This window comes from Longimicrobium sp. (assembly GCF_036387355.1).
Classification (GTDB): Bacteria; Gemmatimonadota; Gemmatimonadetes; order Longimicrobiales; family Longimicrobiaceae; genus Longimicrobium.
This window is the reverse complement of sequence record NZ_DASVTX010000519.1, coordinates 1-23198: the sequence shown is the minus strand read 5'-3', so window position 1 is coordinate 23198 and position 23198 is coordinate 1. Positions and strand designations below refer to the sequence as shown.

The 23198-nt window shown below is 68.0% G+C and carries 13 protein-coding genes and 2 pseudogenes; 14 read left to right on the top strand and 1 reads right to left on the bottom strand.

Going from position 1 to position 23198, the window contains the following annotated elements; all coding sequences use genetic code 11:
• Nucleotides 1–8 precede the first annotated feature (8 nt).
• From VF665_RS22440 to VF665_RS22395, 14 genes and pseudogenes are all read left to right on the top strand, one after another.
• On the top strand, nt 9–1079 hold the full coding sequence (locus VF665_RS22440; protein WP_331055710.1) for a hypothetical protein: 1071 nt from the start codon (nt 9–11) through the stop codon (nt 1077–1079).
• 49 nt (nt 1080–1128) lie between these two features.
• Nucleotides 1129–2400, top strand: coding sequence for a tetratricopeptide repeat protein (locus tag VF665_RS26055; protein WP_414679334.1), 1272 nt, complete (start codon nt 1129–1131; stop codon nt 2398–2400).
• Nucleotides 2342–3781, top strand: a complete 1440-nt coding sequence (locus VF665_RS22435; protein ID WP_331055709.1) for a CHAT domain-containing protein — start codon at nt 2342–2344, stop codon at nt 3779–3781. The genes VF665_RS26055 and VF665_RS22435 overlap by 59 nt, the downstream gene beginning before the upstream one ends.
• 376 nt (nt 3782–4157) lie before the next feature.
• Complete coding sequence (locus tag VF665_RS22430) at nt 4158–7259, top strand: hypothetical protein (RefSeq protein WP_331055708.1); 3102 nt, start codon at nt 4158–4160, stop codon at nt 7257–7259.
• Nucleotides 7256–8071, top strand: coding sequence for a caspase family protein (locus VF665_RS22425; protein WP_331055707.1), 816 nt, complete (start codon nt 7256–7258; stop codon nt 8069–8071). The genes VF665_RS22430 and VF665_RS22425 overlap by 4 nt, the downstream gene beginning before the upstream one ends.
• The gene (locus tag VF665_RS22420; protein ID WP_331055706.1) at nt 8031–10760 is read left to right on the top strand and encodes a DUF7379 domain-containing protein; all 2730 of its coding nucleotides are present in this window, start codon (nt 8031–8033) and stop codon (nt 10758–10760) included. The genes VF665_RS22425 and VF665_RS22420 overlap by 41 nt, the downstream gene beginning before the upstream one ends.
• 307 nt (nt 10761–11067) lie before the next feature.
• The gene (locus VF665_RS26050; RefSeq protein WP_414679332.1) at nt 11068–11733 is read left to right on the top strand and encodes a hypothetical protein; all 666 of its coding nucleotides are present in this window, start codon (nt 11068–11070) and stop codon (nt 11731–11733) included.
• Nucleotides 11642–12151 (top strand): annotated as a pseudogene (locus VF665_RS26045) (WD40 repeat domain-containing protein); the annotation flags it as partial. The gene VF665_RS26050 and the pseudogene VF665_RS26045, both read left to right, overlap by 92 nt.
• A 110-nt stretch (nt 12152–12261) precedes the next feature.
• The gene (locus tag VF665_RS22415) at nt 12262–12714 is read left to right on the top strand and encodes a hypothetical protein (protein WP_331055705.1); all 453 of its coding nucleotides are present in this window, start codon (nt 12262–12264) and stop codon (nt 12712–12714) included.
• A gap of 5 nt (nt 12715–12719) precedes the next feature.
• Complete coding sequence (locus VF665_RS22410) at nt 12720–14909, top strand: caspase family protein (RefSeq protein WP_331055704.1); 2190 nt, start codon at nt 12720–12722, stop codon at nt 14907–14909.
• A gap of 215 nt (nt 14910–15124) precedes the next feature.
• Nucleotides 15125–17752 (top strand): WD40 repeat domain-containing protein, encoded by a 2628-nt coding sequence (locus VF665_RS22405; RefSeq protein ID WP_331055703.1) that lies wholly within the window; start codon nt 15125–15127, stop codon nt 17750–17752.
• An 85-nt stretch (nt 17753–17837) separates the two neighbouring features.
• A pseudogene (locus tag VF665_RS26040) lies at nt 17838–19058 on the top strand (WD40 repeat domain-containing protein); the annotation flags it as partial.
• 440 nt (nt 19059–19498) lie between these two features.
• Entirely contained in the window at nt 19499–20134 is a 636-nt protein-coding gene (locus VF665_RS22400) for a hypothetical protein (protein WP_331055702.1), read from the top strand.
• Nucleotides 20135–21235: 1101 nt separating this feature from the next.
• Nucleotides 21236–21496, top strand: a complete 261-nt coding sequence (locus tag VF665_RS22395) for a hypothetical protein (protein WP_331055701.1) — start codon at nt 21236–21238, stop codon at nt 21494–21496.
• A gap of 1072 nt (nt 21497–22568) precedes the next feature.
• Here the strand turns inward: VF665_RS22395 and VF665_RS22390 are convergent.
• Nucleotides 22569–23198: tyrosine-type recombinase/integrase (locus VF665_RS22390; protein WP_331055700.1), on the bottom strand; the 630-nt coding region annotated here is incomplete at its 5' end.

Here is a 23198-nt window from a genome sequence, read left to right as displayed (position 1 = left end):
AGGCATGGATGTCCACACCAGACGCGAAGACTTGGGCGGAACGGTACCGACAGCTTCGGCCCGCGGTCAAACAGGGTACTCGGACGGTGCACGCGCATCTCCGGAAGCTCTTAACGGCGCAGCGGATCAGGGTGCTGTACACCGCGGGCCGTGCGAAGTCCGTCAGGAGCTTTTACAGAAAAATCTCTGGGCGAAATAAGCAGTACGTGGATCCGTTGGGCCAGGTTACCGATCTGTGCGGGCTCCGGGTCGTGACGTACCACCTGGAAGAAGCCGAAGCCGTCGCGGCTCTCGTACGCGATCATTTCGACATCGACCTGGAGAACTCGGTCGATAAGTGGAAGCCCGTGGACCCCGACCGATTCGGATATAGATCGATTCACTACGTTGTGCGGATCGACCCATCGCGACTCGAATTCCGCGGATCGCCGCGGATGTCGGCCGAGATCCAAATTCGAACAATCCTGCAGCACGCATGGGCGGAGATCGATCACCTGGTCCGCTACAAGTCGCACAGCGCTGTTTCTGAGCCACTGCAGCGCGATCTCTTTCGCCTAAGCGCACTCCTTGAGCTCGGCGACCTGGAGTTCTCACGGATCCGGGAAGCCTTCTTGGCCCGGATGCAAGCGCACAGGGAGCGGGTCCGAAACGGAGCGTTGGATATCGTGCTCGATATCGAGTCTCTGCGCGCCTATCTGCAGGAAACCGGGATTCACCGTGTGCTTGCCGAGGAGGCCCGGTCCGCCGGGTTCCGGCCCTATGTTTCCGAAGTAGGCTTCGGGGGGGATGATGACGCGGTGAGCTCGTTGCTCCTCCTTGCGAAAGAACTCGGCCTGAAAACCGTTCGGGCACTCCATGATGAACTTCAAAACTCGAGGTCAAGTGCTCGGTTCATTCTAGAGTATGTCGAAAACGCTTCCGAGGACTTCGGATTTATTCCGGTGGCAAACCCGTACGAGGTCTTAATGATCCTCCTCCTCTACCAGAGACGTGATAGTACCACCCCAGCCCTGATCCACGGGCTTGGTTTCCCGAGCGAGCTCGGCGACGCCATCGTTCTCGCCACGACCCGCATGTAGCTAGGTCTGTGATCGGGCGTTCGTTCCTTCCGGCTCCCTCTTGTTCGATATGACTTTATCCCGCGACTTGTATTCGCAGTTGATCGCGCTGGCAAACGAAGCTGCAAACCGCAGCGATTGGGCGACTGCTCACAGGTACGCTGCGGATGCCGTTCGATGGTGTCGAGAGCACTTGGAGCGGCGGCATCCTGAGCTCGCAAATGCCTTGGTGCGGCTTGCCTATGCCGAGAGTGCGCTAGAGAACCCGCCCGTCATGGAAGTTCGCCGCCGCGTGCAGTGGGGTTTCGCAGTGCACTTACGCGAAGCGGTGAGCATTCGGCGTAAAACCCTTGGGAAACACCACCCAGCGGTAGCCGAGGCCCTGCTACAGCTTGCGACCACTCTTTACCAACGCAGGAGTTTCGCGGAAAGTGTCCAGCCCTACCGTGAGTACTTGACCATCGTGCGGGCCACGGCGGGTAAGAAACACCCGGCCGTCGCGGCGACCCTGGGCGCGCTCGCTGTAGCCCACCACTCACAATCCGAGCCCGAGAAAGCAGAACGGCTGTACCGACGCGCACTAGGTATCTGGGCGGCCTACCCAGACCATCCGGAGGCAGCTACGACTTTCTCGAACTATGGCCAACTGCGTTTCGCGAGAGGGGACTTCGCCGCTGCCCGCGAGGCATTCGGCCAAGCGTTGTCGATTCGGCGAGCCGCCCTTGGTGAGGCGCCCCCAGCAGTCGTTTCGGACTTGCTGAACCTTGCTGCGGCTGCTCGCATGATGCGCGCGTTCCGGGACTCGGCGCGACTTTACCGCGAGGCGCTCGCGCTGCAGCAGTCCATGGTGGGGGTGGCGCATCCAGCCATCGCGGATACGCTGCACTGGCTCGGCCTCTCTCTGGTGGCGGATGGATGCGCCGAAGAGGCGATGGAGGCTATGTGCGCTGCCGTTGCCGTAGATCGACAGTGCTGGAACGTGGTGGATACCGGAAGCAATCCCACCGAGCGCCGGCAACTCGCCTATGGAATGATCCGGCGGTCACAGGCACTGGTGATGTTGGTCTTCGAGAATTTCCAGGGCCGACCGGAACGCGTCGCGGAGGCATTCGAGGCCCTCGTGATGCGGAAGGAAATAACGCTTACGCTCGCACGTCCTACCCTGCGTTCCGCGGAGCCGGAATCGGCCTTGGCAGCGCAAGCTTTCGGAGTTACGGCGGGCAAAGGCAGAACTCGCCCATCGCTTTGCCGAAGGTCCTCGCGACCGCGGCTTCGAAGCGTGGGTGGGTCACGCCGAGCGCACCCAGCAGTTGCGGGAACGCGAGGAAGCGCTGGAGCATGAGCTTCGTGCGACAAACCATGCGGTGACCCAACCGAGCCGGGAGTCCGCACTGGCGATTTCCTCCCCGCTCGATGTTCGTCGTCTCGCGCAGACGCTGCCGTCTGGGTCCGCGCTACTTGAGTTCGTGAACCTCCAGGATGCCGTACTGAACTCCGCCGGCACGGGTGCAGCCCGCTATTGTGCGTTTGTCTTTGCGCCCGCTGCTGGTCCCGAGCGCGAGTCGTGGGCGCTCGGAGCCGTGGACCTCGGGAGCGCTGCCGATATCGATTCGACCGTTGACGCCTTTCGGGCCTGCATGGGCGGAACGGGTCGCGGTGGACCCTGGCGGGATGCGTACGGCAGCATACGGGGGAAACCCCCAGCCTGGGACGCGGCGGGCACGGCGCTGCGTGAGCGATTGTGGGATCCCCTCGTCTCGCATGTGGGCTCCGCGAGCCACCTCTTCATCAGTCTGGACAACCGCCTGCTTCACCTACCACTAGGGGTGCTTCCGACGGGGGAGGGCCGATGCCTCTTGGAGGAACACTCATTCACGTACTTGGCGACTGCGGCGGATCTGCTGCGTTGGGTTGGCGCTGCCGACTGGAAAGCCGGGCTCGACGTGGTCGTGGCGGCTCCCAATTTCAATTTGGGTATGCGCCGAGAGGACGAGGGAGCGGCGCGCAATGCGGTTTTCTCGGAATTGGGTAGTGCGCAAAGGGAAGGGAAAGAGGTCGCGGAACTGCTCGGCGTCACCCCGTTGCTGGGCAGCCGGGCGCTGAAAACGCTGGTCCGGGAGTTCCGCGCTCCACGGATTCTCCACGTTGCGACGCACGGATTCTTCTTCGGCGTGTTGGGCAGAGAAATGGAAGCAAGCTACGCTGCTGGACTGAAACCTCCCCCGCTAGGGGATCGGTTGCGCAGGATTGCCAGTGGCAGTTTTGGGTTCGCGCGGCAGTCAGGACTCGCTCTCGCTGGGGCGAACACTTGGCTTTCTCACGGGGAGCCTCCTCCTGAAGCGGAGAACGGATTATTGACGGCAGCCGACATCGCCGGCCTCGACCTGACCGGCACGGAACTCGTTGTCCTCTCCGCGTGCGACACGGGCCTGGGCCATGTAGACCGTCCCGAGGCCGTCGTGGGTTTGCGCGGCGCGATCACAGCCGCGGGAGCCCGGACGATCATCACCAGTCTCTGGAAGGTGCCGGACCGGGAAACCCGGGCGTTGATGCTGGAATTCTATAGGCAATTGCTTGCCGGGGCTGGAAGGTCCGAGGCGCTCCGCCTCGCGCAACTCGCGATCAAGGGGGCCCGGCCCCCTCCCAGGTACTGGGGGGCGTTCATATGCCAGGGGGATCCCGCGCCGCTGCGGGCTGCCGCCAAACCGGGCTTCCCCGCGTGACGACGAAGTGACGAGCGTGGCAGTGGGCGCAAGCCCGCGCGTCGGAAATCCGGTCACGAACGTTTCCGTGGAAGGCCGGAGAGGGGGTTCGGCGGAAAGTTCTTGGAGGCGCTTGGCGCCCACTTTATGATTCGTGGGCGGCGCATGGTTTCGGCCGATTCCAACCTTGGCTGGTCGCTTCGCCGCGTCGAGTTCCGGCGTGTGGGTTACCGCTTTGTAGCGTGGTCAATCAATCTGTTGGACCATTTTCTATCAGACCTACATGGTACCTCCTGTCGGGACGCGTCACTCAGATACCGTGCCTGCAGGCACCACGAAACGCTGGAAGGGTTGGCTTCGCATCCCGGGGCGGTGGGGTCGAAGGGAGCCGAGCGGCGTGACTTCCGGCCTGTTGGACGACGGGCCCCGTCTGGAACGGGCGGAGGGCCTTTTCGCGAACGACCCGCACATCTTCAATTCCCAGGAGCGCGCGTTTGTCCTAGCCAGCCGCGCACGCCGCAATGAGCTCGCGCGGCGGCGCCGGCGGACGATACGAACGATCGTAACGGTGCTCTTGCTGGCTACCGTAGTGTCGGTGGTTGGTGGTTGGATCGCGTGGGTTCAACGCGGCCGTGCGCTCCGCGAACGCGACATCGCGGACGCTCGGCGCCTGGCTACTCAAGCGCTCTCGACGCTGGAGCGCCACCCGGCTCGGAGCCTGCTTCTGGCGATCGAGGCGATGGGAGTGGCGTATCGTCGCGGAGTACGTGTCGTCGACGCCGAGAACGCGCTCCGGCAGATACTGAGCACCGTCGGTGGAACGGCGCTTAGCGGACACGGGGGACCCATCAACGTGGCCGCCATCAGCCTAGACGGGACGTGGGTAGCGACGGGTGGCGATGACCGCACCGCCCACCTCTGGCGGCTCGGCGCGAACGGCGATGTCCTTGGCACTATCGTTCTGCGGGGCCATGCAGGCCCGGTCACCTTCCTGGCATTCTCGGCCGACCAGCGGTGGCTGGTGACCGGGAATGTACCGCACTATGAAGTACGCAGGTCTGCACTCGGTACCCCCCCTGAAACCCTCACTCTCCAAGTCTGGGATCTCCAGGCGGCAGACCCTTCCCGCTCGGGTCGCGCATTCCCCGTTCCGGTCGACTCCGTCACCTCCGTGGCTGCAAGCGCGGACGGGGAGTGGCTGGCGACCGGGATGGCCACCGGGGAAACAAGGCTCTGGCGTCTCTCCTCGCCGAATCCCACGGAGCGCCCCGTCCTTCTGCGCGGGCATAGCGGCGAAGTGACAAGCGTTGCGCTGAGCGTACGCGGTGAATGGCTGGCGTCCGGAGGCGCAGACCGGGGGGTGAGGGTATGGCGACTGGACCATGGAGCCCCCGTCGATTCATTTACCGTGGGACCCGCAGGGAAGGGACGTGTCTCCGCGCTGGCCTTCGACCCTCGGAACCGCGTCCTCTTCGTGGGAACCGGGCTGCAGGAGACGGGAAACGTGATTGCCCGAAACGGCGATGCCGCGGTGCACCATCTCTCCCTGGAAAGGGGCGGCCAGCGCGTCCGCGTGTCGGTCACCGGTGAGGACGAAGTCACCCGTCTCTCGGTGAGCCCGGACGGTCGCTGGCTTGCGGCCCTCTCTTATACTGGGTTCCCGGCTAACACGCGCCGCGACCGAGCCGCCAAGACCCTTCGAGTCTGGAGCCTGGCGTCGTCCGATACCGCCGCCGTCCGTTCCCTGGCGGGATTGGGTGCCACCACCATCACTGCCGCCTTCTCCACCGATTCCCGCTGGCTCGCGACTGGCGGCTCCGACCGCGCGGTACGCCTCTGGAGGCTGGACGGCTCCGCGCCGCTGCTTCGCCCTATGGAGCTTCGTGGACACGAGAACACGGTTACCGCCGTCCAGTCCAGCGGTCGATGGCTGGTCAGCGGAAGCGCCGACGCGCGGGCACGCGTGTGGCCGATCGATGCCGCGTCTCCGTTTACAGAACCGCGCGTCCTCGACGGACACGGCAACGGGACGCGTGCCGCGGATTTCAGTCATGACGGGCGCTGGCTCGTCACCCTCGGCGGCTTCAACGAACTGCGGATCTGGGATCTCCGGCGGCCTAATCCGTGGCAAGCCCCGGTCCGCCTGCACGAAGGTTCGTACCGGATCCGGAGCGTACGCATGACGCCGGACTCCCGCTGGGTGATCACCGATCTCGATCTCGACGGGGAAACGTTCTTGTGGCGTGTCGGGCACGGAGGAGTGGCGCGTGTCCCGGTGCGCCTGCCGGGGGCTGTGCTCGCGGTAGCTCCAAGCGGACGTTGGGTGGCGACCGGCGGACTGGACCGGCCGACCTACCTGTGGGATCTGGCTTCGGACCGGCCGGAGCAGGGCAGAGAGCCGCTCCGGGTGCGAGTACGCGCCGGTGTCCAACAAATGGTGTTCAGCCCGGATGGGCGCCAGTTGCTCGCGGTCGGGTATGACAGCACGGCCTGGGTGTGGACGACGCAGGAGAACAAGTGGACCGAAGCCCGGTCGCTCGGAACACAGGACCGGTTCGCGCGTTACGCTTTCACCTCGGATGGCAGCCGGCTCGTGGGAGTCGGCCAGGAAGCGGTCCGGCTCCTCTCCCTCAAATCGGCAACCACCACTGCTTCCCGGGTGATCGCGGACTCGGTCATCCCGCTCTTCGACGCCGAGGTGAGCCCCGACGGGCAGTGGCTCCTCACCGGGATGTGGGAGCAAGGCCTCCTGAGCAAAACCGGAGCGGACCGGTGGCTGCGCCTTTACGACCTGGTTAGGGGGCCGCAGGGCGAGCGCTCAACGATCCTGGTGGGACACCGCCACAAGGTGACCGCCGTGGCGTTCAGCGGCGACGGACGCTGGCTGGCGACCGGGAGCGAGGATTCCACAGTGCACCTGCGGGAGCTTCGGCCCGGGAGCGAGGGTGCTCCGCCCATTGTCCTGCGTGGCGCCGAAGCCACGATCCTGGCCCTCCGCTTCAGCCCGGACAGTCGTCGGCTCCTCGCAACGGGACAGGACAACCTCGCCCGGGCGTGGTATGTAGAAGAACCGCAGGAGCCGCCGGTCCTGCTCGCTGGCCACAAGACGGAAGTGGATGTCGTCGAGGTCAGCCCCGACGGCCGCTGGGTGGTGACCGGCGGCGACGACGACGAGGCCCGGCTCTGGAGACTTGATACGCGGCACCTCGTCGAGGTGGCCTGCCGAGTCGCCGGCCGCAACCTGACCCCGGACGAATGGGCGGAGTACCTCCCTTCCCGGAACCCCGCCGCCACCTGTCCCGCGCTCCCCTTCACGGTCGCCGCCGCGCCAACTCCGCGACCCCCGCGCCAGAGGGGCGGCGTGCGGCAGGACGGGATTCCGCTCGCACCAACCCGGCGCAGGACGAGGCGAAAACGCCCTGATCACCTCTTCCTTCATCTCCAGCGTGGAGCCCACCGATGTCCCGACTGTCAGCGGCAAACCGGCACGCCCTGTTGATCGGCATCAACGCTTATCCCCATGTTCGTCCCCTGCGTGGATGCGTCAACGACGCCCGGGCGATGCGGGCGCTCCTCGTGGACCGCTTCGGGTTTCCCGATTCGAACGTCCGGCTCCTCCTCGACGCGGATGCCACGCGCGAAGGGATCCTCGCGGAGATGGACGCGCTGGTGGAGCGCGCCGGCGAGGACGACGTGGTCGTGATGTTCTACGCGGGGCACGGTTCGCAGATGACCGACCGGGAGAACGACGAGCCGGACGGGATGGACGAGACGATCGTAGCGTTCGACAGTGGGCGCGGCGAGCATCCCAACCGCGACATCACTGACGACGAGATCCACGCCAAGCTGGTGCTTCTCGGGCGGAAGACCCCGCACGTGACGCTGATCTTCGACTCCTGCCACTCCGGGACGATCGCACGCGACGCATTCGGCGATATGGGTCGCTCCATTCCAGCGGACGAGCGGCCGCCGGAGGAGCTTCCCCCGTCGCTGGTGGATCCCCTCCTCGCCCAGGGCGGGCATCGCGGGATCGGCCCGAGCGGGTGGCTCCCGATCGGCCCCACCTACCTGTTGATGGCGGGGTGCAGATCCGACCAGAGCGCGTACGAGCACACGGTGCGCGAGGGAGGGGAAGAGGTTGTCCACGGGGCGTTCACGTACTTTCTCGCCAGGGAACTCGCCGACGCCCACCCCGGGAAGCACGTACCGGGACGTCTTCGAGCGCGCGGCGCCACATGTCACGGCGGCCAAGGCGCACCAGCACCCCCAGATGGAGGGTACGCGCAACCGGGAGCTGTTCGGGGTCGATGACCTCGTGCCGGTCCGGTTCGCCGGGGTGACGGCACGGCAGGGCGGCACGGCGACCCTTGCCGTGGGAGCGGCCCACGGCGCGACCAGGGAGGCGTCGTGGGCGGTGTACCCGCAGGGGACCAGGCGAACGGAGGGTGCCCGGCGCCTGGGAACCCTCCGCGTCACACGCGTCGGCGCGCTGGCCTCGGAGGCGGAGGTCGTGGACGAGGAGCCGTCGGGCGCCATCACGTCGGGGTGCCGAGCGGTGGAAGAGGCCGCGCCCGCCGGAGCCGGCGCGTTGCGGGTGGAACTCCAGGTCCCGTCCGGAGCCGACGAGGGGCGGCGCCTGGCAGAGGACATCGAGTCGAACCGTCTGCTCGGCCTCGTTCTGCCCGGCCAGGGCGGCGACGTACGCGTCTACCTGCTTCCGCCGCGTGCCGAGCCGGCGGCCGATGACCCGGTGCCGCAGCTTGGGAGGCTCACGACGCACACCTGGGTGATCATTGGCACCGACGGCGCCGTGCAGGCTCCACCGCGCCCCTCCTCGAGCCCCACGGCGGGTCTGCAGGTCCTGGACGATCTTGAGGTGATCGCTAGGTACAGGAACGCCCTAGAGATCGAGAACCGGGACCCGGCCAACCCGCTCTCTGCCAGCGTGGAGATGGTCCTCCACCGGCGGCTCCCGGACGGTCGCTGGGTACCCGCCCTGCCGGAGCCGGGGGGCGGCATCGCGTACCACGCGGGAGACGTCGTCGGGTTCACGATCACGAACCGGACGGACCGCGACCTCTACGTCACCGTCCTGGACTTCGGGCTTACCTGGCGTATCGGGATGCTGTATCCCCCCGACGGCCGCATCGAGGAGCCGCTCAAGCCGGGTGTGACGGTGCGCGTGGCGATGGACGGGTCCGACGACGGGGCCTTCACGCTGGACTTCCCGGCCGGCTTCCCGTTCGTGCCCACACCGGACGCGCGCCCGAGAGAGGGCGTCGAGTACTTCAAGGCGTTCGTGACCTCGGCGCCGCTCGATCCGGAGCCCCTCCTCCAGGACGCGGTATCCCTGTCCAGGGGGGAGACAGACGGTGCCCACCTCGCCGAGCACCCCGGCGCGGATTCGCCGCTCGGCCGGCTCCTCGCCCTCGCGCTGGCGGGGATGGGGACGCGCGACGTCGTTCGCAAGCGCCGACCGGCCCCCGAGGAGTGGGCGACCGTGACGCACAGGATCGTGCTCCGGGACCCTGCGCCCTCGGTCGAGCTCCCGGGCACGGACACGCCGGTGGTGGTTGGGGCAGTGCGGATCCGCGCAGCGGGGCTGCTCGGCCGGGCCACCGCGACTGAACCTTCCAGTGGCCGGACGCGCGACCTGGAAGCAGTGGCTCCCGGCTTCGAAGCGGTGCTGGAGGCCGAGGGAGTCACGGTGGAGCGTTCCGTGGAGATCGAGCAAGCGCGCGAGGTGGCGCCGGCTTCCCGCAGCACCGCCCAAGGCGAGCCCGCGCTGGAGGTGGAGGTCCCCGGCCCGGGGCCGGGGCTCGGGCAGATGCTGCTCGCGGCCGACGAGGGCGAGGTCCTGACGTGGAACTTCGCGGCCGCTCCGGTCGACGGCGCGCGCGAGGCTCAGGGCGACGGGTGGCGGACGTACAGGGTGCGGCGCGCCGTCCCGGCCGCGGATCCGTCCGTCGGGACTCGCGGGCTCCTGGGAGCCGCCGGGAAAAAGCTCCTCAAGGTGCTGGTCTTTCCCCTGCTGGACCCGCTGATCGGCCGCGTCGGCGAGCACTTCGCGCGAAAGTGGGAGGAAGCTCGGCGCCCGTACCGCGTACGCACCTTCACCCCCGACGATTACGCGCGCCCGGACGGGCGAGAAATCGTGCCGGCGGAATGGGAATCGCTTTCCTCCGGCCGGGCGCTCCTCTTCGTGCACGGTACCTTCAGCCGCGCGCACTCCGCTTTCGGTGCGTTGCCGCTCGACGACGTCCGCCGCTTGCACGAGCTGTACGGCGGACGTGTCTTCGCGCTCGATCACTTCACTCTGTCGGACGATCCTTTCGCGAACGCGCGCTGGTTCCTGTCACGTATCCCGGCGGGACTGACTCTGGACGTGGATATCATCTGCCATTCACGTGGAGGACTGGTTTCGCGGGTGTTGGCCGAGCGGCCGGATGTCGGCCCGGAGGGGTCCGGACGCGTCCGCGCGCACAAGGTGGTGTTCGCCGCCGCCCCCAACGCCGGCACCGTGCTGGCCGACACCCGTCACATGGGCGACATGCTCGACAGCTACACCAATCTGTTGAACTTCCTCCCCGACAACGGGGTGACCGACGTGCTGGAGGGGGTGATCACGGTGGCGAAGCAGCTGGCGGTGGGTGTGGTGGCGGGTCTTCCCGGGCTGCGCTCCATGGTCCCGGATGGCGACTTCGTCCGGCAGCTCAACTCGGGACCGCGAGGCGACGCGCGGTACTTCGCGCTCGCGGCCGACTACGAGCCCACCATTCCGGGATGGCGCGACTTCGTGAAGGACCGCCTGATGGATCGCGTCTTCGGAGTCGAGAACGACCTGGTGGTGCCGACCCGGGGTGTCCACAACCTCAGCGGCTCCGGGTATTTCCCGATCGAGGGCCCACTCCTGTTCACCAAGTCCGACGGGGTGGCGCACAGCGGGTTCTTCGGGAGCAGGGCTGCCCGCGAGAAGATATTCGAATGGCTCCAGGCCTGATTCGACGATCCCGTTTCACCTGGATGCGGAATTGGGGTCGGCGGGTGAGAGCCCTCCTCGGTGGAGATGCGTCCGGTGCAGCGGAAGGACTGCTCTGGGACGGCCACCCTCAATTATCCCATGCGGTGAGCCTGCGGGAGAGACGCCGTACCTCAACACCCGGGAGCGGATTTTCGTCGCCCGGAGCGAAACTCGGCGTACGCTTCGGCGCCGCCAACTGCGGGTCCTCACCGTGGGAGTGGTGGTCGGCGCCCTGGGGGCCGCTGGTGTTTTTTACGTGCAGCGCCAGTAGGCCCGGCGCCAGAGTCTGATCGCCACGGCACGCACGCTGGCCATCCAGGCTCCCCGGCAGTTCGAAGGTGCGCTCGGCGACGACGAGCGCGCGCTCCTCCTCGCCCGGCAGGCAAATCCCCGGGCCCGACTCCTCCGTGGCCACCTGGGAGGTGTGTACGCCCTCGCGGTGGATTCTGCGAGAACGTGGCTGGCCTCGGGCGGAGCCGATTCGACCGTCCGGGTCTGGGACCTCTCCCATCCGGGCACGCCGTCCCGGGTGCTGGGCCGCCATGCGGGGGGCATTCGCGCGCTGGCGTTCGGGGTCGGGGGCAGTCTGGTTTCGGCCGGTGCCGACTCCAGCCTGCGGTTCTGGCGTCCAAGTGGGACCGGAGCATCGGCCGGCGTCCGGCGATTCGCTGTCGATGTAGCCGACGTGGACTTCCGGACGGAGGCAGTTCGCGAGCGCGTGGGGAGACTCCGTCGAGTTCCTCGCCAGCGCGGGCGCGCTGGGCTCCCGCGCGCGCTCGCTTCCCAGCCGCCTGGCCGTACATGTCGCCTTCGACTGCCGGGGCGAGCACATGGTCTTGATCGGACCTTCCGACCGGCTGGTGCTGTGGGACCTCCGAAGCGCGTTCGCGGAGCCCCTGGAACTTCCCGGACACCGGCCGCGCACCTTCGCGCTTGCGTTCGCGCCGGGTAGACGGCTCCTCGCGTCCGGCGGCAGCGATGGAGCGGTGCGTTTGTGGGACCTCGCCAGGGCGGGTGCGCTACCCGGCGAACTGCAGGGCCACCGCTCGCGGGTGACGTCTCTCGCGTTCACGCCGGACGGATGGATACTGGCTTCTGCCGGGGCGGATTCCGCCGTGCGTGTCTGGAACCTCCGGACACCGGGTGCCCCCCCGCGTGTGATGCGCAGGCACCGGGGCGCCGTGTGGGCGGTGGCCTTCGCACCAGATGGACACACCCTGGCGTCGGGAGCCGACGACTCGACGTTGGTACTCTGGAATACGCGCCGGCCAGCCGAAACGGCGCGAGTGCTTCGAGATTCCGCGGGCTGGCTGTTTGCTCTGGCTTACGATCCGCGGGGGCGATGGCTCGCCTCCGGCGGGGCAGACGGCGGCGTCCGCGTGCGCCGCTTGGAGAGACCGGAGCAGGTCGAGCACGCGCTCCGCACTGAGGGACGGCCGCGGCGCGTCCTCTCCCTCGCGGCCAGCCCGACGGTAGGCGCTTGGCGGCCAGCTACGATTCCGCCGGCGAGGTGCGGGTGTGGAGGGTGGACGAACCCGGTTCCGGTCGTCTGCGTGCAGGCGCGCGCGGAATTGCCATGCTCGCATGGGACCGTGGGTCTGGGATGCTGGTGGTGGCGGGCGAGGACGAGCGCGTTCTCCTCTGGGAAATTGAGCCTTTCAGCGGCGGGCCTGCCGTGTTGCTGAACCGGGGTGGACTGGCGAACGCGGTCGCGGTCGCCGACGGCTTGTTGGCCGCTGCGGGCCACGATGGTCGCATCCGCGTCTGGCCTGCAGCCTCTGGTTCGCTCGCGGAAGTAATCTGCGACCGGGTCGGACGCAACTTGACGCTAAAAAAATGGCGAGGTTTCGTAGGCCCGGCCTTACGCTACGAGCGCACCTGCCCACGCCTGAACGATCCCACTGATCCTCTAAAGATACGTCAGAAGCCCTGATTCTAATGAACAGCGAGTTTAATCACAGCCATGCCGTGGTCGTGGGCATCAATGCCTACACGAACAACATCCGGCCCCTGCGTACGGCCACGCAGGACGCTCGCGCGCTCGCGGTGCTTCTGGCGAGCCACCACGGCTACCAAGTGACCTGCCTCACCGATGCGCAGGCGACCGGGACAGGGATACTGGCCGCGCTGCAGGGGCTTCAGGGCGCCGGCGAGAACCCCGGCGTGAGCTCTGAGGACCGCGTGCTCTTCTATTTCGCCGGCCATGGCGTGGTGGATCCCGACGGTAAGGACCTGGACGGCTACCTGGTTCCGCAGGACGCGGCGCGTGACGACGATCGAACCTTCCTGCCGATGCGTACCGTCCACGACCTGCTCCTCGCCCTCCCTTCCCGGCATCTCCTCGTCGTCATGGACTGCTGCTTCGCTGGAGCCATGCGCTGGTCCGGCACTCGTGACGTCCGTAGAGCGCCACGGCTGTACCGCCAGCGCTACGAGCGCTTCGTGCGGGACCCGGCGTACCAGCTCATCACCTCCGCCGCGTTCAACGAGCGGGCCGTCGACGTTCTGGTGGGAGCACCGGTGGGCGTGCGCCTGGAAAGCGGCACCCACTCTCCGTTCGCCACTGCCCTGCTGCGCGCCCTCGCCCCGCGCGGTGGCAATGGCGGCGCTGACCCGCCTCTGCCCGGGCGAGAGGGCGTGATCACGGCGGCCGAGTTGTACATCTACCTGGCGGACTCGCTTCCCGCGCTGGTGCCTCACGCGCGGCAGTCGCCCGGGCTGTGGCCGTTGCGGCGGGAAAGCACGGGCGAGTACGTGTTTCGGGTTCCGGGGCGCGAGCCGAGCCTCCCGGAGGCTCCTCCGCTCGACGAGGACGCGAACCCGTACCGAGGCCTGGAGGCGTTCGGCCAAGAGCACAGGGATCTCTTCTTCGGCCGTGACGAGCAGGCGAGGGAGCTTCGGGAGAAGGTGGAAACCAGCCCGCTTACCGTGGTCGTGGGAGCATCCGGTTCCGGAAAGTCCAGCCTGGTGCGTGCGGGACTACTCGCCAGGATCGCGGACGAGCAGAATGCGTGGCTCGTGATCCTTCCCGCGCCCACGCCGCGGGAAGGATGGCCCACGTCTTCGGACGGCCCGCCCACGCTGCGGGAGGACGCGCCGCCCGCGCCGTTTCGCCCTGGCGAGTCCCCCCTGGTCACGTTCTTCCGGATGCTGCGTGACAGCCCCCTCGCCGCGACCGGAAAGATTCCCCCGGAAGAACAGTGGACCGGTCCTAGCCCCGGAGTGGAGGAGAGCACGCTGGCCGAAGTGGTGAGCGAGTGGTGGCGCCGCGCGCCCGGCCGGCGCGTCTTGCTGGTAGTGGACCAACTGGAAGAGCTGGTCACGCAGGCGAGGCACCAGGAGGTGGAGAGCGGATTGTTCATGCGCCTGCTGTGGCGTGCCAAGCGCGAGTGCCCGGACGCCGTGCGAATCGTGCTCACGCTGCGCTCGGACTTCGAGCCTGTCTTCGATACCCCTCAGGTACGGGGTGAATGGGGGGAGGCGCGGTTCTTCGTCCGCCGTCCCACGCAGGACGAGCTTCGCGAGATCATCGTGCGGCCGGCCGAGCGCAAGGTCCTCTTCTTCAACCCTCCCGAGCTGGTGGAAAACCTCATCAACGAGGTGGTGGACGCCCCGGGTGGGCTCCCGCTGCTCTCGTTCACTCTGAGTGAGCTGTACCGGCGCGCCATCGCGGACGGCGCGGACGACCGAGAGATGCGGAAAGAGGACTACAGGGGGATCGGAGGGGTGGTGGGATCGCTCCGCTCCAGCGCCAACCGCGTTCATGATACCCTTCCAGACGACCACCACCGCGGGACGCTGCGGCGGATCATGTTGCGGATGGTGGCGCTCGAGGGCGGGGAGGTGGCGCGTCGGCGCGTCCCGCTCTGGGAGCTAGAGTACGACGACCGGAAGGAGAACGAGCGTGTGAAGCACGTGCTGGCAATGCTCGGCGAAGCACGGCTGACCGTGAGCGGTACGGGAGCCGACGGGGAGCCGTACGTGGAGCCTGCGCATGACGAACTGGTGCGCGGGTGGGACCGGCTCTCCAAGTGGATCACCGACGAGCAGGCGAACCTGATCCTGCTACGGCGTCTTGGCGAGGCGGCGCGCGAGTGGCACGAAGCTGTGGCGAGGGCCGCGCGGTGAGCGGCTCCCGGCACTGGCCCGCCCCGCCCCCGCGACCGCCCGGGCGTATGTCGCGGCGGATCATGCCCCGCCTGGCGGGACCTTCCCGGCTATGGGATCGCGACGCACGGCTGGACACGGTACGCCGTCTCCACGCCATCTCACCTCTGGCGCTCAACGCGCGAGAAGCGGCGTTCCTGCGCGAGAGCGTGGCACGGAGGAGGCTTCGGGCCACCGTGGCTACCGTTCTGGCGGCCGGGGTGGGAGCGGCGTTGGCCGTTCTCGCCTACCTCCGCGGCGCCGCGGCGACGGAGGCGCAGTCTACGCTGGCGCGGGAACGGTTCGCCGCCGCTCAGCAGGAGGCGGAGTCCGGCGGCGACCTCGGCAGGGCGCTCCTTCTCCTCGCGGCGGCCGTCGAGGCGTCGCCCGGCCGCGACCCCCGCCGCGGCGTGTACGCGCTGCGTGCGGCGCACCTGGCCGCCGGAGCCCCCGACCGGGTGCTCCATCTGGGGGTCCCGGTCACGTACTACACCTTCGACGCGCAGTGGCGCCACGTGGCGGCCACAGTGCCGGACGCGTGGCTCGGGGTCTGGGACACACGCACCGGGCGCCCGCTCCCCACGCCCTTCGATACCGCGAAGGGGCGCTGGCTGGCGCAGGGGGGCGAGGCGTTCAGTCAGGACGGGCGTCTGGCGGCTTCCTTCGCCTACGGCGGAGAGGAGGGACGGGAGCCGGAGGATCTGCTGTACGTGTGGGAGACGGAGACGGGCGCCACGCGGATGGTGAAGCTCCACGAATGGCAGCCCGAGATCCTCGCCTTCAGCGCCGACGGATCGCGCCTCCTCCTCGCCGAGTGGGACCTGGCCTCCGACTCCACGTCGCACCTGCGCCTGCGGGTGTGGGACGTGGAGGGGGGGCGGGTCGTGGCCGACATCGATTCCATGCTTTCGATGGTTCCCGCCCGGGTCGGAACGTACCTCCAGGGCCGGCCCAGCCCGGGCGCGACGGGCTTCGCGGACCCGACGGGTGCGCGGAGCGTGGGCGTGCTCGCCGTTCCCGGGCGCTTCTGGGTCCTCCTCACCCGCGCGGCCTCGAACGGGCGCGGCTACGAATCGCGGCTGCTGGACCTTGCGACGGGACGAGTCCTCTCGCGGCGGCCGCTCGTCCACCCGGATCCGGTCCTGGACGTGGCGTTCGGCCCGGACTCCAGCACGGTCGCGGTGCTCACGGCCAACGTGGTCCCGCGGAGCGACACCGCCGCCGCCACGGCACGGCACCGCCGGCTCCGGACGTGGAACCCCCTGACCGGAGCGCCGCTCACCCCGCCGGTCGCAACCGCCCACGAGCACATCGCCGAAGTCCGCCGGGACGGGTCCGTGGTCACCCGCGGCGACAGCGGATTCGCCGTCCACCGGTGGGGAAACGGCCCGGATTCAGCCGTCACCGTGCTTCGGGACCGCGCGCAGAACGGCTTTGCCCTGCTCGAGGGCGGGCGCTACCTGGCCGTCGACGGGAGTAGGGTCGCCCGGGTGTGGGCCATGGGCACCGATGCGCTGCTCCACCGGGGTGAGCGCATGGTGGCGCCCGGCCGCCATGCCGCGGGTTCGTTCGTGTTCGGGCCTGATGGGCGGATCGCGCTCCCCACCCGCGATGGTGTGGTGATGTTCTGGCATCCGCTTCCACTCGACGAGCAATCTTCCCCGCGAGTCGCGCTCCCGGACCGGCTCGCGACAGGCGCGTTCTCACCCGACGGCTCGCGAGTGGCGGCCACCATCCTCGTTGGTGATTCCGTGCTCCTTTCGGTAGCGGATACACGGACCGGGGCACCCCTCTGGGCGCGTCCGCTTCGTGTCCCGGGGCGCGCCGTCCAGGAGCTTCGCTGGAGCGTCGACGGCGGCGGGATTGCCTTTGCCGTGCTCCAGGGGGACAGTGCCGCGCTCTACCTGCTGGAAGGCACGGGCGAGGTCCGATGCAGGATCCCGGTCCAGGGGGGGATCCGTACCGCGGCGTACGGGCCCGACCGGAAGACCGCGACGCTCCTGTGGCAGCTGGAGATGGTGACCGTGCGCGCGCAGCGATGGGATGCTGAGCGATGCGTGCCCCTCTGGCGGGACTCGAGGCTTCACGGGGCCATGGTGGTGGCGATGAGCGCGGGCGGCGATGCCTACCTTCTGGAGGATTTCAGCAGCCGCGTGCTGCAGCAGTGGAGCGCCGCAGACACCCAGCAGGCCCGGATGCACGCGGAGGAGGGGAGCGGGATCGACCGGAACGTGGCGACGGCACTCCTGCGTGCGGCGACCGCCGTCCACCGCGACAGCGATACGTCGGTGGTGGTCACGCTGCCTGCCGCATCGTTCCGGATGATCGGGTCCACGGAGGGAATCACCGTGCGCGCTACGCGGCGTGGCAACGCCGTGGTTGCCCCACGCCCGGCGTTCCGCGAAAGCCGGGTGGCGGTGGTCAGCCCGGACGGGCGCTGGCTGGCGCTGCTCCGCGGCGGGGGGGACGCGACCGAGGTAATCGTGCTCGATGCGGCCACCGGCACGCCGCTGGTCGACGGGATCCCGCACCTGCGAGAGGTGGTCGCCATCTCGTTCGACAGCGCGGGAGAGCGGCTCCTCACCCTGGACGACGAGGGCGTGGTGCGCGCCTGGCCGGTCGCTCCGCCGGCCGCTGGTTCGGCCGCGTGGGCGGCACGCCTGGGGGAAGGACTCATGGGGGTGCGCCTGGACGGGGAAGGTGTCATGAAGCGCATCCCGGATTACCCGGCCGTCCGCAGCGGCTTCCGCGCGGAGCTGAACGCCGCCGCGGCGGGGGGCGACGGGCTGGCCGGCGTCGTCGTGGGGCGGTGGCGGGGGCCGTGAGCCGGGATGCACGCCGGACGGCGGCGAGTTCCCATGGGTCGAAGCAGTCGGCATCGCGCGCTGCACGTGCCCTTGCGGCGGGACCGTGTCTCCACCGCCGTCGCGGCCTTGGAGGTTCGTGCAGCCCGCGCCGGCCGGCGTGCGGCCCGCGGCACGGGGTCGGATAGAATGTCGCTGCCGGGCCCGGGTTGCGGGCCGTGGCTCCTCCTTGAATCAGGGATGGTACCCTTCACCGGAACGCCCGGTGGCGCCCGCCGGGTTCATTGCACCCTCGAGGGATCCTGTGACCAGCGACGACGAGGCTCGGCCGGACGGGCGGGAGAACGGCGCGATCCTGGGGGCGTGGCCCGGCGCCGGCGCGCGGCGCATCCTCCGCCGGCTCTCGACCCGGGGAGATGGACCCGCCGCACGACTCTGGGACGACGATCCCCGCCTGGACCAGGTTGCCCGGCTGGACGGCGGGCCGAGCGGCCTGAACCTGCGGGAGCTTCGTTTCGTGGAGCGGAGCCTGGCGCGGCGCCGGCAGCTCCGGCGGGGGACGGTGGGTACGCTCGTCACCCTTGCGGCCGTGCTGCTCGCCCTGACGGCGTGGGCCTGGATCGAGCGCGGGAGGGCGCTGCGCCAGCGCGACATCGCCCTCGCGCGCCAGCTCGCGGCGCAGGCGCTCAGCTACCGGGACCGGCGGCTCGATCGGGCGCTCCTTCTCTCGCTGGCGAGCGACCGGATCGCGCCCACGCTCGACGCGCGGCGAACGCTCCTGGCGAGCCTCGTCCATAGCCCGGAGCTCGTGGGCCACCTGTGGGGACGCAGCGGAGAAGCCTACGCCCTGACGTTCGGACACGACGGCAAGCGGCTGGTCTCCGGCAACTTCGACGGCACGGTCACCCTGTATGACGTGGCCACGCGCCAGCCCATCCGTTCACCGAAGGCGAACCTTTCTACGATCGTGGCGGTCGCCCTCGATCCGTCCGCCACCCGTGTGGCGGCCGGTGCAATCGACCAGACGATCAGCATCTATGACTTCTCGACGGCAGCGTGGTCGACGCTCTATGAGGGCACGGAGAACCTCCACGCGAGCGTGGCGTTCAGCCCCACAGACCGCAACACGCTGGCCTCCGGAGGATGTGGCCGCACGGTGGAGCAGGAGGAGGAATGGGGAGGAACCCGCTGCGTCCAGGGAAAGATCGTGTTGTGGGACGTGCGCGGTGGGAACGGGATCCCGATCACGGGCCATCGCTCGTCGGTCGTGGGCCTGGCCTTCAGCGCCGACGGGAAGACGCTGGCGTCCGCGGACACCATGCAGATCATCGCGTGGGATCCCGCGACGCGCCGAACAACGGGGGGAGTGGCGCGTCCCCCGCGGTACGCGGCTGCGCTCATCACGTTCACGGCCGCCGGGCGGCTGATCGCAGCGGGAACGAGCGGCAGGACCCTGATCTCCTGGGATGTCGCTTCCGGCCGCGAGTACGGGCGGACGACAGCCGGTGCCGACGGGAACATCTTGGCCGTGGCCGTGGGACCCGACGGCGCTTCGCTGGCCAGCGGAGACTCCGAGGGGCAGGTCATCCTCTGGAACATTGCCATCCGGAACCGGCTCGCCCGGTCCCTCCCTTTTGCGGCCCGCCAGGCGGGCCTCGCCTTCAGCCGCGATGGAGCGCTGCTGGCAGCCGCCGGCGATGGGCGTGTCGCGGTCTGGGAGCTGAGGGGCGACCGTCTGCTCGCTTCGTTCCAGAGGGCAACGTCGCCATGCGCGGCATTGCCTTCGATGCGGATGGCCGGCGTCTGGCGTTCCCCGGACAGGACCGCGTGGTCGTCTGGGACTGGAAGACGGATGAGGTGTGGGGGTTGCCGAACACGGAGTACCCCTGGCACGTCGCGGTCAGTCCGGATGGCGCTTTGCTGGCGGTCGGGAGCGGGAACGGTACCGTACTTCGCCGGGACCTCACGACGCTGCAGCCGCTCCCCCGGGTCCTGGAGGGGTGGGACGCCAGGGTGGGGAGCCGGGAGGGCGAGCGGGCGGGAGGCGGTCGCTCACCTCCATCTGAGCCCGAGGAGCCCAGCCCCATCTACCGTGTTGCGTTCTCTCCGGACGGAAGGGTGCTCGCGGGTGGCAGTCAGGACGGTACCGTCTATCGGTGGAACGCGGATACGGGGAGCAGACTGCCTTCGCTTCCGGACAGCGCCGGGATCGGCGGCCTCGCGTTCAGCCCCGACGGCCGGCTGCTGGCGACCGGGACGCTGGACCGCCGTGTCTCGCTCTGGGACGTCTCCCGCCGGCGCAGGCTCCGCCGCCAGCTCACGACGAACGACGGCTACGGAGGAGTGCTGGCATTCAGTCCCGATGGGTCATCCTGGCATGGGCAGGGTCGGAGGGGAGGGTGAGACTCTGGGACGCCGCCACCGGCCAGCTGTTCGGAGAGATGCGGACCGGAGCCTACGGAGTTGACCAGAGACTCGCCTTCAGTCCGCTCGGCCTCTGGCTGGCGACGAACAGCGGGACCGGGGAGGTCCTGATCTGGGATCTCCGTTCGGAGTCATGGAGGGCGATGGCGTGCAGGATCGCGAACCGGGAGATGTCGGACCCGGAGTGGGCTGAATTCATGGGAGACAGAAACGTGAGCCGCTGTGCCCGCGGAACTGAGGGCTCCGTACTCGGCGCAGCCGTGCGGTAGCCTGGAAAGCTGCTCGCCCCCGCAGGACGATGGAATCTCCGATGAGTGAGGAACCGGTCCAGCCCGCCGCTTCCGGGAGATCCGGTCAGCAGCCGTCTTCCGTGATCTCCGCGGGGACATCGCGCCACTTCCGGGGCGCCGCGGTGGCGCGGCGACCCGCGCCACGGACGCAGTCGCCACGGAGCGCTGGAGAGCTCCTCTGGGATCGCGACCCGCGGGAGGTGCCCCCCTTGCGCATCCTCGGTCGACGTTGCTCAACGGGACCGAGCGGGACGCGCTGGTGAGCGCCCCGCATCGGACAGGTGCCTTCCGCATCGCCGTACTCGCCAGGTAGGAAGGACGATGCGCAGTAACCGGGTGCTCCACGCTGGGGGCGATTCGCGCGTCCTACATCAAGCTTTGTCGGCTGGCGACCAACGAGGAGCGGCTGGACCCCGGGAACGAGCTTCCGCTCGTGGCGACCCCTCGACGCGCTGTCCGACACTGGGCTGATCGCCGTCGTGAGCGGTACTGCGATTCGTGTCTCCGAGCGGCCGCTGTCCCCAGACCTACGTGGTCGCGGAAGTCTGGCGTGAGGTGCCCCGGGACGCAGGCGACAGCCCCTGTCTAATCGAGCCGAGCGCCCCGTTCTATGTTTCGCACGCTCTTCGGTTGGAGGCCGCCGCCCGAAAATTGGAGGATTTGCTGGAGTGGGTCCTCATCGATCCCGACGCGGCAAAAGCTGAGCTTCAGTGCCGTCTAGATGAGACAGACGACGCGCCTCTGGCTCCTCCTCGAAGATCCAGGAGCGTTTAGCCCGATCTTCCAAGACGTGGGCAGCGAAGTGCTTGTCGCTGGACTTTTTTCGTACGCGGCGCGCGAATCGGCCTTCCACCTGCTCGGGCTCAGCGTACCCGCTAGCGCGGGAAAACCGATGCTCGCCGATCTAGACGCGCGTCGACTCAGCGGCGTGATGGACGAGTTTGCAGCCGAGTTCTGTCCGGCCGGGCTGGAGCGACTCGAAAGCGCGCTCCTCCAGGTGGTCGGTACTTCGGCGATGGAGCGTGCAGCATTGGGGATGCTAGTGTCCTGAATCAATTAGTTCGTTCCCACCTGCGCTGCGGACCCGCGGCCTGCATGCGGGCGGGAACGCGGCTGTACAGGCAACGGACTTGTGATTCAGGACACTAGTCCCCGAGATCTACCAGGTCCTATTGAAGTTCCGAGGGAGTCGACCCGACTTGGAATGAACCGGGGCTGTTTCATTCCGGATACCCCGGTTTCCACACCCAAGTTATGAAGCGCCCGACTTTTTCGCTTGGGGCATCCCCGTAGCCGTTCCGGCAGGCGCGATTCCATCCGCGGTGATCTTCCCGACACTCCGGACCGCAACAAACCCGTTCCAAGCCAGTCCTATCCAGCGTGGACGGGTGGCGCTCCGGCCCGCGCTCCCTTCTCCCAGCGGGTACTGCAAGCGGCGGAGCGCCGCATCGGGCTCGGTGAACCACCCTTACACGTCGCCCCCCGTGGCCACTTGCGCTGGAGGGGAAATTTTCGCAGATCTTTTACAGTTATCGCGTGCTGCTGGGTGACGCTGGGTGACGGAAACGTAGTAAAGCCGTGGGATCTAGGCACCCTCGGTGACGCCGTGTGACAGCGCCTATGCTCTTCTAAGCCGTACGTCGCTGGTTCGAGTCCAGCCTGGCGCGTACTCTAAGTTGAGCCCCCACCGTAACTTACGGCGGGGGCTTTTCTGTTTGTAGCGTCCAGTTCAGCGGCTCCGTGCGCAGAATTGTGTGAAAAGAACTGCGAAATCGGTGCAAAAACCCGCTGATCTGCCCTCATGAGAGCCGCAACGGGCGAGGATGCGTGATCCATTGTAAGCTAGACTCTTGCTTGAGCTTAACGCCACCCGAGGCGATCTCTGCTCCATCGTAGCTCGAAAGATTGACCTACGGCTAACTACGCCGCAGCGGCAGCCATGCGTGCATCGAGTAATCGTTTCGGTAGTCTCTCGTGGAAATCGGCTCCACTACTGGATTTTTGGCGGTGTTGATCGTGCGTAGAATCGTGTGGTCGGCTCGGGGCACCGATCTTCTTTGCCAACCGGAGGGCGTGCTTCAAAGGCCGTTCTGCTCGAGTGTTCCGGATCGGGACGAGCAGGCCTAGTAGGACGTCGAGCTTGAAGACGGCTCCGAGAGAGGTAGAGAGAAGCTATACAACAAGTTCGTTAGCAGTGGCAACAACCGGTCGAGATGCTGCTCTACTCGGAACTCCACCACTTCTGAGCGGTGACGCACTTCGCCCAAGTGGCCGTAAATCCGCTCGACCAGGTGCACGCCCGTGTGGCCCAGTTCGCGCGCCACGGTGAAGGTCGACACGGGAGCTCCGCGGTCGAGCGTCTGCAGCCGGGCGGTTGCATAGCCGTGGCGGAGCTTGTTCCAGCGCACCTCTCCCGGCTGGAAACCGACCCGACTGCCGAGCGTGTCGAGCATCTTTCGGGAGTCTGTGATCAATCCCTCCCTCCCACATGCCAACAGACGCTCGGATGGAAAGAGGAGTCTGTTCAGCCGCGAGCCGTACTCGCCAAGATAGTCAGACAGAACGTCCGCGAGTTGCGGCCAGAGCGGCACGGCGCGTGTCGATCTAGGCGTTTTCAGCCTCCGCCAGGAGTTCGGGTGGATGCGAACAACTCGCCTGCCGAAGTCGACATCCTCGATTTCGATCCCGAATGCCTCGCGCATTCGGCAACCGGTGAGCGCGATGAATGCGATCAGCGGATAGCTGCATTCGGG